The following is an 11,977-nucleotide window of genomic DNA, read 5'->3' as shown; positions in this document are numbered from 1 at the left end:
ATATTGACGGCTTAAATTTCTTTTAATCAGCATTTTACATCCTGTCTGTAATGCTTGTTTAAAAATAATTCTGTGAAAATCTGTTTACATGGTATAAATAATGTATTTTTATATTAACTCTTGATGGTTCAGGAGTTTTTTTATACACTAAAATTGAAAATGTACCGTACTTATGAAAATGCTTAACATTGTCTGTCTGGCAATATTTCTCTTCTCTTTTGGGAGCTTAAAATCCCAAAATATCCTAAAGCCTGAGAATGTTTTTAATCTTTATTTTAATTCTTTTGTAAAATATGATGATGAGTCTGTAAAAGAACTGAACAGTTATCTGATTAATTTTCTTGGGAAAGAAAGTACCCACAAAATGAAACTTAAAGATACCTACAAAGAAAAGATTGATGATTATACGAAACTTTTTCTTGCGGGGCTTCCTGTAAACGTAGCATCTGAATGCTCGGTTGAGGTTAAAAATTATTTCAGTGCTTTGATGCAGAATTTTGCCAATGCAAGATACAGGGTAAAAGAAATTAAAATCATAAATGATGAACGATTGAAAGGAAACGGATTTTCTGAGGTGACCTATGAAGTGAGTTTTAATGTGCCTTCTCATAATCTGATGCTCAATATGGGAGATATTAAAAATATTGGCGCAGGAGAAATGAAGAAATACCTTATTGATGTTACCAACGAAATAAAAAAAGCAGACAAATTGGTTTCTACAGAACAGAAATTCAATCTATATCAGGTTAAAGTTGGAGAAAATATTTATTACTGGAACGGTGGACCGCAGGAACTGAACTGGAAAATGAATGAATTTTATCTGAGAAATCTCAATTAATTATATAAAGCTGTCTTTAGACGGCTTTTTTTATTCGAAACAGATTCCTTATTTTTGGGAAAATAGCTTAATATGAAAATCACACCCATTTTACTAACAGCCGGAGTTCTTTTCTCGGCGACATTTTATGCACAAAAAATGAATTACCCAAAAGCAGTTAAAGGAACACAAACCGATACCTATTTCGGAACTGCCGTTGCAGATCCGTACCGTGATTTGGAGAACGATTCTGAAGCCACCAAAAAGTGGGTAGATGATGAGGTAAAACACAGTCAGGATTATCTTTCGAAAATTCCTTTCAGAGACGAAATCAGGAATCAGTTAAGAGATATCTGGAATTATGAAAAGATTTCGGCTCCTTTCAAAGAAGGAGAGTATACCTATTATTATAAAAATGACGGATTACAGGCACAGTCGGTTTTATACAGAACCAACAATAAAACCAAAGCTACCGAAGTTTTTCTGGATCCCAATAAATTTTCTGAAAAAGGAACTACATCGATTTCACAGCTTTCTTTCAACAAAAAAGGAAATCTGGCTGCGTATTCTATTTCGGAAGGAGGAAGCGACTGGAACAAAATCATCATTATTGATGCAATTACAAAAAAGCAGATTGATGAAACTTTGGCTGATGTAAAATTCAGCGGAATTTCATGGCAGGGTGATGAGGGTTTCTATTATTCAAGCTATGATAAGCCAAAAGAAGGAACGGTACTTTCCGGAATGACGGATAAACACAAAGTATATTTTCATAAACTGGGAACCAAACAATCTGAAGATCAGTTAATTTTTGGCGGAGACAAAACGCCGAGAAGATATTTAGGAGCAGGAGTTTCCGAAGATCAGAGATATTTGATTATTTCCGCAGCCAACGCAACCAACGGAAATGAACTTTACATTAAAGACCTGAAAAAGGGTGGCGATTTTATTCAGATTAATAAAGGTTTTGATATCAATGTAAGCATTGTTGATACGCAGGGTGATGATCTGTATATTTTTACGGATAAAGATGCTCCGAATATGCGTCTGGTAAAAACTTCCATCAAAAATCCGGCTCCCGAAACATGGAAAGATGTTATTCCCCAGACCGAAAATGTTTTAGGCATTACAACAGGAGGAGGATATTTCTTTGCAACCTATATGATTGATGCGATTGATCAGGTAAAACAATATGACAGATCCGGAAAACTGATCCGTGAAATTTCTCTTCCCGGAAAAGGAAACGTTTCCGGATTCGGAGGTAAGGAAACTGAGAAAGAACTGTATTTCTCTTTTACGAATTACATCACTCCCGGAACAACATATAAATTTAATGCAGATTCAGGGAAATCTGAAGTGTATCAGAAGCCAAAAGTGAAATTCAATCCCGAAGATTATGTTTCTGAACAGGTTTTCTACACTTCAAAAGACGGAACTAAAATTCCGATGATGATTAATTATAAGAAAGGAACAAAGCTGAATGGTAAAAATCCTACGATTCTTTATTCTTATGGAGGATTTAACATCAGTTTACAGCCTGCCTTTTCTGTGGTAAATGCGATCTGGATGGAAAATGGCGGAATCTATGCCGTTCCGAACATTCGCGGTGGTGGAGAATACGGTAAAAAATGGCACGATGCAGGAACAAAAATGCAAAAGAAGAATGTTTTTGAAGATTTCATCGCAGCAGGAGAATATTTGCAGAGCAAAGGTTATACTTCCAAACAGTTTATGGCGCTTTCAGGAAGATCAAACGGCGGTTTGCTGGTAGGAGCAACAATGACGATGCGTCCGGATTTAGCCAGGGTTGCCTTTCCGGGAGTGGGCGTTCTGGATATGTTGAGGTATAATAAATTCACCGCAGGAGCAGGCTGGTCTTATGATTACGGAACTGCGGAAGACAACAAAGAAATGTTTGACTATTTAAAATCTTATTCTCCGGTTCATAATGTAAAAGCAGGAACGTGTTATCCATCAACCATGATTATTACCAGTGATCATGACGACAGGGTAGTTCCGGCACATTCTTTTAAGTTTGGTGCAGAATTACAGGAAAAGCAGGCTTGTAACAACCCGATTTTACTGAGAATTGAGAAAAATGCAGGACATGGAGCCGGAAGATCTACAGAACAGGTGATCGGAGAAAATGCAGATCTGATTTCTTTTGCGCTGTATGAAATGGGGATTAAAAAACTACAGAAATAAAAATTCTCTGCTTAAGATTCTAAATAAGGCATGAGAACAGCTACTGAATTAATGTATTATTGATTACTACGTTGATTCAGTAGTATTGTACAGATCTTCATTCAAGACAAAAGAAATAAACCCGCTGGTGCAAGAATATAACTTACAGACGCGAGAATATAAAATACTGGTGCAAGAATCTAACTTACTGGTGCGAGAATATTAAATACGGGTGCAAGAATATAACTTATTGATGCAAGAATATAACTTACTGGTGCAAGAATATTAAATACGGGTACAAGAATCTAACTTATTGATGCAAGAATCTAACTTACTGGTGCAAGAATATTAAATACGGGTGCGAGAATATAACTTACTGACGCAAGAATATAACGTACAGATAGGAAAACCGCCATTACAGGAGGGAAATGTTTTTCCTCTTCATTAAATTTCAGAAGAAGGTTATAGCAGTTGTTTGTAGTTTTGACTTATTTCTTTAATTGATATTGGAAAATGATGATTAGTGAGCACTGAAAAAGCGATTTTGCAGTTTTGCAGTTTCGCTTTTTTTATTTAAAAAATATTCCCTCAAAAATGTGTAATTTTAGCCATCTATTAAATCTGAAATTATGAGAAGGGCAGTTCAGAATAAAACTCCTCAATTCACTATTACCGAAAAGAAAACAGAGGTCTATCCTTTTGAGAAAGACGGCTTACAGTTAAAATCTTCTTATACGGCAGAAGACGTTAAAAATCAGGAATTAACGCAGACTTCTCCGGGAATTGCACCTTATTTAAGAGGTCCGTATTCTACAATGTATGTTCAGAAACCTTGGACGATTCGTCAGTATGCAGGTTTTTCCACGGCAGAAGAATCCAACGCTTTTTACAGAAGAAATCTGGCGGCAGGACAAAAAGGGCTTTCGGTAGCCTTTGATCTGGCGACACACAGAGGATATGATTCCGATCATGCGAGAGTTGTGGGCGATGTTGGAAAAGCGGGAGTAGCGATTGATTCTGTGGAGGATATGAAAATTTTATTCAATGAAATTCCTTTGGATCAGATTTCAGTTTCCATGACGATGAACGGAGCCGTTCTGCCAATTCTTTCATTCTATATTGTGGCGGCAGAAGAACAGGGCGTTTCTCAGGATTTGCTTTCAGGAACCATTCAGAATGATATTCTGAAGGAATTCATGGTGAGAAATACCTACATTTATCCGCCTGCACCTTCCATGAAGATCATTGCAGATATTTTCGAATATACTTCTCAGAATATTCCGAAGTTTAATTCCATCTCAATTTCCGGTTATCATATGCAGGAAGCAGGAGCGACTCCGGTTCTGGAAATGGCTTATACACTTGCAGATGGTCTGGAATACGTAAGAACAGGAATAAAAGCAGGAATGAATGTCGATGATTTTGCACCGAGACTCTCCTTTTTCTGGGCAATCGGGATGAATCATTTTATGGAAATTGCCAAAATGAGGGCAGCGAGATATATATGGGCTGAATTATTAAAGCAGTTTAATCCTCAGAATCCGAAATCTTTAGCTTTAAGAACTCACTCACAGACTTCAGGCTGGTCTTTAACGGAACAGGAACCATTTAATAATATTACGAGAACAGCAATTGAAGCATTGTCTTCTGCACTGGGCGGAACGCAGTCTCTTCACACGAATGCTTTGGATGAAGCGATTGCGCTTCCTACAGATTATTCAGCAAAAATTGCAAGAAATACACAGATTATTCTTCAGCAGGAAAGCGGAATCTGCGATGTGGTAGATCCGATGGGCGGAAGTAATTTAGTGGAAAGTCTTACGCAGCAGATGATTGAAGAAGCCATGAAATACATCGATGAGGTAGAACAGGAAGGCGGAATGACAAAAGCCATTGAAGCCGGAATTCCAAAGATGAGAATTGAAGAAGCGGCAGCGAGAAAACAGGCGAAAATTGACAGTGGTGAAGAATTTATCATCGGGGTTAATTCTTTCAGATCAGAATTAAAGCAGGATGCTATTGAAATTTTAGATATCGACAATACGGAAGTCCGCAGAAAGCAAATCGAAAGATTAAATAAAATAAAAGCAGAAAGAAATTCTGAGGCGGTGAATGAGATTTTAAATGAGATCCGTGAAAGTGCCAAATCTGGAAAAGGAAATCTTTTAGCCTTATGTATTGAAGCGGCAAGAAGAAGAGTAACGCTGGGAGAAATGAGCGATGCGATGGAAGAAAGTTTCGGGAGATACAAAGCCAATATCAGAACAATTTCAGGAGTTTACGCCATGAACGCAGGGAAAAACGAATATTTTGAAAAAGCCTTACATCTCACTCAGAAATTTGAGGAAGAAGAAGGACGCCGTCCACGATTAATGGTTGCCAAAATGGGACAGGACGGACACGACAGAGGAGCAAAAGTAGTCGCAACCGCATTTGCAGATATGGGATTTGACGTAGATGTAGCTCCGTTATTCCAGACTCCGGAAGAAGTGGCAAAACAGGCAGTAGAAAATGATATTCATATTTTAGGAGTTTCTTCGCTGGCGGCAGGTCATAAAACTTTGGTTCCGCAGGTGGTTGAAGAACTTAAAAAACTCGGAGCAGATGATATTACTATTGTTGTAGGAGGCGTAATTCCGCAGCAGGATTATGAATTCCTGTATGCGAACGGAGCCGATTTTATTTTCGGTCCGGGAACCAATCTTCCGAAGTGTGCAGTAGATATTCTGGATAAATTTTTAAATTAAATTAACCTTTTCAGCCGATAAGTTGCACAGCTTTTGTACTGTACCCCATAATTAAAAAACAAAATATTATGGCTTATACAGTAGTTTCGGTATTTCCTGTAACAGTAGATACAGAAGAGATTAAAAAAGATTTAAAAAACAACGGTTTTGATGAAGCAAATATCATTATTTCCAGATCAAACCTTGAAAGCGGACTGTCAACCGACAATTATCAGGAAGATGAGCAGACCAAAGGGTTTTTCGAATATACGTTTGCGCATGATGATGAAATGCTTGATGCGTACAGAAAGCACAGCATCGGAAAAAATAATGTGATTGTATATGCTGATAATCTGGAACAGGCGGTTTCTGCAAATTCAATCCTGAATAAAAACGGAGCTTTGCAGGTATACAGAAAACCAGCGGAAGAAAAAACAGATATTCCTGAAGGAATGACGGAAGAGGAATACAACGGAATTATTGCAAAAGCAAGACACAATATTTATTTTCTGGGTTCAGAAAGGGTGTACCATTCCAATATCATCAAAGGGATGGATGACCCGATGGATGATCTGGGATCGAAAGATTAAGAGCTAAAAAATACGATAATAAATAGGCTGCTTCAGAAATGAGGCAGCCTATTTTGCTAAATATTATATGAAAAAAAACAATTAGGGTAGCAAAACTTTATCAATTGCATGGATAATTCCGTTGCTGCATTGTACGTCGGTTACAATAATATTAGAAACTCTGTTGTTGTTATCTGTAATTTTTGCACCGCCCGTTGTGGTAATCTTAAAACTTCCACCCTGGAAAGTTGGAACTATCATATTGTTTGTAAGATTATTAGATCCTACATTGGCTCCGGTAACTACGTGGTATTTCAAAGTATTTTCCAAAGTCGTTTTTGGAATGGCTGCAAGATTAGCCGCTCCGATTTCTGTTAGCAAAGAAGAAAATGCTGTGTTGGTAGGTGCGAAAACCGTAAACGGAGAATTGGCAGTTCCGCTTAAAATTCCAACAAAATTCGGCATATCGCTTCTTGTAAGAGCAGAAACCAAAGACGTAAACTGAGGATTTGCCGTTGCATGAGTAACAATAGTTGGCAAACCGATTACCGCATCTACTTTGTGGATCACTCCGTTGTTGGCATCAATGTCTGTGGCAACAACATTCGATACCCCATTAATTTTTACGCCGCCATTCGTATTGATAAACATACTGATTGGTCTTGTGGAAGAAGCAGATCCCATAGCAAGAGTAGAAACATAGCCGGTAGAAATTGCTGCTGCTTTTACTTCAGAATTCAAAACGTGGTTCATCAGCAAAGTTTTTAATGCCGCCGTAGGAACGTCATTAAGACTTGCATATCCGTTTGCTTGTAAAAAAGTTGCAAAAGCGGCATTTGTTGGGGCGAATAATGTGAAAGTTCCGCTTTGGTTAAGGGTTGCAGAAAGACCTGCTTTGTCGATGGCAGCTTTTAAACTGCTTAAATTACTGTCTGAAGAAACCAGTTCATACGTGGTCTTCTCAGTCATCATGTTGTCATCATTGTCGTCGCAGGAGATAATGCACAGCATGGCAACTCCCGAAAATAGTAGAGGTTTAAAGAAATTTCTCATAATATTATTTGTTAAGATGTAAAAACACATAGACAAATATTGTACCTTTTTATTTATTTTAGTAAAATAAATTTAATTTTTTATGTCAGTTTATCTTTTAATTCAGAAAAAGAGATGGATGAAAAAAGGAGTTTCGATTAAAAAAGAATTATAGATTTAATAAAAAACTAAAAAATAATTTTGATATTCAGAAAAATGTATATATTTGCAATGTAAAATAAAGTTTAACCATTTAAAAACAACGAAGCAATGTTCATATCCAATCAGCTTTCAACAGTAGGATTGCCTTTTGCAAAGGCGAGGCTTCGTGGTTTGGTACACTCTTAGAATAACAGTACAATGAAATATCAAAACCCGAAGTCGTAGAGATTTCGGGTTTTTTATTGCGCAATATTTCAAACTCAAAAACAGTTTTCCCGAAAAATCTTTTTAGTATTTAGGATTTCTTTCGAATTAGCAGATGATTTTTATCTGAAGCTATTTCCAGCTTTCCGCTGTATCTTTTTTGTGGCGACCAGAGCGAAGCGCAGGTCGCCACAAAAAAGGATGCCGCTGCAATCTGGGCTAGAAAAATCCATTGAAGAAACCTCATAGGTTTTTAAAACCTATGAGGTTTAGATAAAGCCAGCCAATATTTTGCTTGGCAAGATGTAATATGAAGTTTGGAAATAAGATTTCTGAACCTCACTTCTAACTCTAAATTAATGGAAAAAGATAGCCTTCTGTATTTCCGGATAAGAAGTCTGAGAAGCAGAAAAAGAATTATAAGAAAAGATGTAGAAAAACAAGTACGTAAAAAATATAAACGTCATAGAGAAGTCTGGAAGCAGAAAAGGAATATTCCGCTCATTCCGCTGGAAAAACCTTATCAGAAAGGATTTGTAAGATTTTTTGTTGTGAGAGATGATGTAAAACGTTCTAAAGACGGCGATTTCTTCGAAAATATTTTAAAGAAAATCAATACGGAAATGTACTCCGACACCCGAAAATTTCTAAAAAAGAAAAGAAAATCCGGACGGAGAATATATGTGGAAAAAGAACAAAAAATAGCAAATGTTCTGCCCTGGGAGTGGGATAATCCGAAGTTTGGTTTAACGGAACGCGAAAGACAGTATTTTGTAAAAAGAGAATATTACGCTCATAACAAAAAATTGATCAAAGAATATTATGAATTTACAGAACCGTGGAGATTCGTATTGAGAGTAAGACCGAATATGATTACACACTATAAACCTTTAGATGAAGATTTAGAAAGAGAATATAATGCGTTAGACTCCTATTTAAATCAGCACAAAGTAATAGGGATTATTCAAAAAAACATTTACGGGAAACCCGATAAATGGAGGGATAAATACAAAAGAAAAACTAAAGTGAGAAAATATTTTAATTATAGGATCTCCGCAGAAGAGCTTGCAGAAATATTTACAGACGGAGAATTTTAATTTTTCAGATAAATCATTAAACAACAAAAAGTAAGCATGACCTGGAAAGTTGCAAAAAGAAAAATAGGAAAAGCAGGAAATACAAAACAACAGCTGAAACGGCAGCAGGATTGGAACCGTAAATATGGCGAAAACTGGCAGATCGGATATTTTATAAACAATGAATTTGTAGCACAGGAAGATGCTTTGGAAATCATCTATTACAAAAGCTATGAAGAACATTTCGAAAATCATCCACAAGATTTATCAGAGCTTATTCATACAGCCAAAGCTATACGGAATCCGCATGCAGAAATGACGGGAGGAACAGATTTACAGGTTCCTGCTATTTATAAATATTTAAAAAATAAAAATCTTACACTCTTGGGTAATGAGATGGTAGACATAGGAACGTATGGAAGCAGATCTCATAAACTCAGTGTAAGGCTTAGTCCTCTTACCATTAAAGTAACAGGAAATCCCAATATGACCTTAGAAAAATTCTGGCAGGATAAGAAATGCCTTGTCATTTGGGAAGACAATTAAAACAAAAACAATGGGAAATTTAAAACTTAAAGGAAAAGATATATTAAAATTAGGCTATCCGAACAACCAGAGTGTCAACATTGCGCTGGAAGTGATGAAAAGGAACTTTGCCACCAAAAATATTCATCACGTGAAATCCATTTTAAAAGATATTCTGGTGAATCCGGAAAATTTTGAAAAAGATTTAACCTTCGGACAGATTGCTGAAGCTTTGCTTTCATCCAAAAAAACTGAAAAGAGGATGCTCAATACACATCGGGCGACATTCAACATTTTCGGAAACAATATTTCAGAGGAAGCAAAAAATCAATTATACACCGCGCTCAAGCTTCCAATTTCAACACAGGGAGCTTTGATGCCCGATGCTCACAGCGGATACGGACTTCCGATCGGAGGCGTTCTTGCGGTAGAAAATGCCGTAATTCCTTACGGAGTCGGGATGGATATTGGATGCAGAATGAGTCTCAGTATTTTGGATACGCCCATTTCATATCTTGAAGGAGCAAGAGATAAATATGAAAAAGCCCTTGCCGAACATACCAAATTCGGAATGTACGAAACCCACAAATCTCATGTCGACCATGAAATTTTCGACAGAGATACGTTTGATCTCATTCCGGTTTTGAGAAGATTAAAAGGAAAAGCCGTCAGACAGATGGGAACTTCGGGCGGCGGAAATCATTTTGTGGAATTCGGAGAAGTTGAAATTACGGAAGAAGACGAACAGATCGGTCTTCCGAAAGGAAAATATCTCGGAATCCTTTCGCACAGCGGTTCGCGTGGATTGGGAGCAGAAATCGCCCAGTATTATTCCAGAGTTGCGGCAGAACAGTGCCCTTTACCAAAAGAAGCACAACAGTTTGCATGGCTGGATCTTAATACTCATCTCGGATTAGAATATTGGACGGCAATGAATCTGGCGGGAGATTACGCTTCTGCCTGTCATGACGATATTCACAGAAGACTGGTAAAAGCGGTCGGAGGAAGAGTAAAGGCAAAGATCGAAAACCATCACAATTTTGCATGGAAAGAAATCCACAACGGAAAAGAAGTAATCGTTCACCGGAAAGGAGCAACTCCGGCAAATGAAAACGAATTGGGAATGATTCCCGGTTCCATGACGGCGAAAGGATTTATCGTTCGCGGAAAAGGAAATCCCGATTCTCTGAATTCCGCTTCTCACGGAGCCGGAAGAGCGCATTCAAGAGGCGAATGCAGAAGTCTTTTTACTCAAAATGACATTAAAAAAGAATTAAAATTAAAGAATGTCACCTTAATGGGCGGAAATGCAGAAGAAGCACCAATGGCGTACAAAGACATCAACGAAGTAATGAACGCGCAAAGCGAACTGGTGGATATTCTGGGAACTTTCCAACCGAGAATTGTAAGGATGGACAGGTAAAATAGTTTATGGATTTTAGTTGTTGGTTGATAGGTTTTTAACCAGCAACTATCATCCTGTAACAATCAACAAAAAACAAAAGAAATGGGAGCACCTCATAATATAAAAAGATACGGTGAAGTCTGACCGGAATTCAGAATTCAGAGCGGACTCGAAATTTTAGAAAAATTAAAAGATAAAATTATTATTTCAGGAGGCTGGGCGTGGCATTTTATGTCTAAACCCGGGCATACGGAATACAAACACGCGCACGACCATAAGGATATTGATGTTTTTGTGAAAAAAGAAAACGTCGCAGAAGTTGTCATCATCCTACAGCAAGAAGGTTTCCAAAAGGTCTGGACAAGATACGATCATCTTCAGAGCGAAGAAAACTTCCGAAGATATGAGAAAACAGTTGAGCTGGAAAACGGAAAATTCCACAGGATCACAATCGATTTTTTCGAAAGAAATGATCTTGAAATTGTTGAAGCCAATGGATTTACCATTGTAAAGCCTGAAGTTTTGCTCACGTTCTACAGAAACATTCATTCCAGTGATAAATGTTGGGCAGTTATGGCTGCAAAAGATTTACTGGAGAAAAGGATTGATCCTGTTGGTCATCCGAAATTAAGTGAAATCCCGAAATAAATTAAGATGGAAGACAAGATTAAAAAAGAAATATTCGAATTTATAAATCAGAATTTTTCTGATAACAGAAAATTATTAAGAGAAAAAGCAAACCAATTTTTGAAAAACCCTAATGTAACCAATTTGTTTTTAAATGAATTTGAAAAATTAAATATTGTCGTGCATTTTCAGTCTTTGTCTTCAGAAACAGATAAATTTTCGAAAGAAGAAATGGGAGACATTTCAGATGTCTGGAATTTTTATTTGAATGAAGATATCGATGAGGTAGATAAAAGTAAAGGTTATGAGGATTGGGATTTTGATACATATTTAGAATCAGGAAAGCCTCTTCACTGTTGTAAGGTTTGGATTAATTGGTTTTTAAAGCTTTATTACATCCAAAACTTTGAAATAATTAGAAAAGGAGAAGATGAAACAGAGCGAGTTTTAACAATTGCTGATCTTTATGAAAAAGAAAAATACAGTTCAATTTTAAAAATATTGAAACAAAACGGTTACGAAGATGTTACAGATGAATTGGCTCTGTTAAAAGCAGAGTCAGTTTCTACAGATTGTAATGATGATCCGACTGTTTTTGATTGTCTGTTTTCGGATATTATTCATCCTGTTCATTTTAAAAGTAATTAAAA

General features: G+C 36.9%; 11 protein-coding genes. 9 read left to right on the top strand and 2 right to left on the bottom strand.

The window, feature by feature from the left end:
• Positions 1 to 172: 172 nt before the first annotated feature.
• From WFH39_RS13160 to WFH39_RS13145, 4 genes are all read left to right on the top strand, one after another.
• On the top strand, positions 173 to 838 hold the full coding sequence (locus WFH39_RS13160; RefSeq protein WP_336690242.1) for a hypothetical protein: 666 nt from the start codon (positions 173 to 175) through the stop codon (positions 836 to 838).
• A gap of 138 nt (positions 839 to 976) precedes the next feature.
• The gene (locus WFH39_RS13155; RefSeq protein WP_336690332.1) at positions 977 to 3,022 is read left to right on the top strand and encodes a prolyl oligopeptidase family serine peptidase; all 2,046 of its coding nucleotides are present in this window, start codon (positions 977 to 979) and stop codon (positions 3,020 to 3,022) included.
• A 608-nt stretch (positions 3,023 to 3,630) separates the two neighbouring features.
• Positions 3,631 to 5,748 (top strand): methylmalonyl-CoA mutase, encoded by a 2,118-nt coding sequence (gene scpA / locus WFH39_RS13150; RefSeq protein WP_087708174.1) that lies wholly within the window; start codon positions 3,631 to 3,633, stop codon positions 5,746 to 5,748.
• A gap of 68 nt (positions 5,749 to 5,816) precedes the next feature.
• The gene (locus WFH39_RS13145; RefSeq protein WP_336690241.1) at positions 5,817 to 6,317 is read left to right on the top strand and encodes a hypothetical protein; all 501 of its coding nucleotides are present in this window, start codon (positions 5,817 to 5,819) and stop codon (positions 6,315 to 6,317) included.
• Between the two features lie 81 nt (positions 6,318 to 6,398).
• On the opposite strand, the gene WFH39_RS13140 is transcribed toward WFH39_RS13145, so the two are convergent.
• Positions 6,399 to 7,349, bottom strand: a complete 951-nt coding sequence (locus WFH39_RS13140; RefSeq protein WP_336690240.1) for a fasciclin domain-containing protein — start codon at positions 7,347 to 7,349, stop codon at positions 6,399 to 6,401.
• Positions 7,350 to 7,785: 436 nt separating this feature from the next.
• Positions 7,786 to 7,941, bottom strand: coding sequence for a hypothetical protein (locus WFH39_RS13135; protein ID WP_336690239.1), 156 nt, complete (start codon positions 7,939 to 7,941; stop codon positions 7,786 to 7,788).
• Between the two features lie 112 nt (positions 7,942 to 8,053).
• On the opposite strand from WFH39_RS13135, the gene WFH39_RS13130 reads away from it, so the two are divergent.
• The 5 genes from WFH39_RS13130 (at position 8,054) to WFH39_RS13110 (ending at position 11,975) form a co-directional block, all read left to right on the top strand.
• On the top strand, positions 8,054 to 8,791 hold the full coding sequence (locus WFH39_RS13130; RefSeq protein WP_336690238.1) for a hypothetical protein: 738 nt from the start codon (positions 8,054 to 8,056) through the stop codon (positions 8,789 to 8,791).
• Between the two features lie 36 nt (positions 8,792 to 8,827).
• On the top strand, positions 8,828 to 9,316 hold the full coding sequence (locus tag WFH39_RS13125; protein ID WP_336690237.1) for a hypothetical protein: 489 nt from the start codon (positions 8,828 to 8,830) through the stop codon (positions 9,314 to 9,316).
• Between the two features lie 10 nt (positions 9,317 to 9,326).
• Positions 9,327 to 10,718 carry an RtcB family protein gene (locus tag WFH39_RS13120; RefSeq protein ID WP_336690236.1) on the top strand — a complete coding sequence of 464 codons (1,392 nt, stop codon included), beginning with the start codon at positions 9,327 to 9,329 and terminating at the stop codon, positions 10,716 to 10,718.
• Between the two features lie 213 nt (positions 10,719 to 10,931).
• The gene (locus WFH39_RS13115) at positions 10,932 to 11,348 is read left to right on the top strand and encodes a hypothetical protein (protein WP_336690235.1); all 417 of its coding nucleotides are present in this window, start codon (positions 10,932 to 10,934) and stop codon (positions 11,346 to 11,348) included.
• Between the two features lie 99 nt (positions 11,349 to 11,447).
• Entirely contained in the window at positions 11,448 to 11,975 is a 528-nt protein-coding gene (locus WFH39_RS13110; protein WP_336690234.1) for a hypothetical protein, read from the top strand.
• The last annotated feature ends 2 nt before the right edge of the window (positions 11,976 to 11,977 follow it).

Origin of the sequence: Chryseobacterium sp. MMO-72, assembly GCF_037146035.1 — a bacterium.
Taxonomy (GTDB): Bacteria; Bacteroidota; Bacteroidia; order Flavobacteriales; family Weeksellaceae; genus Chryseobacterium; species Chryseobacterium indicum.
This window is presented reverse-complemented; position numbering and strand designations above follow the sequence as displayed.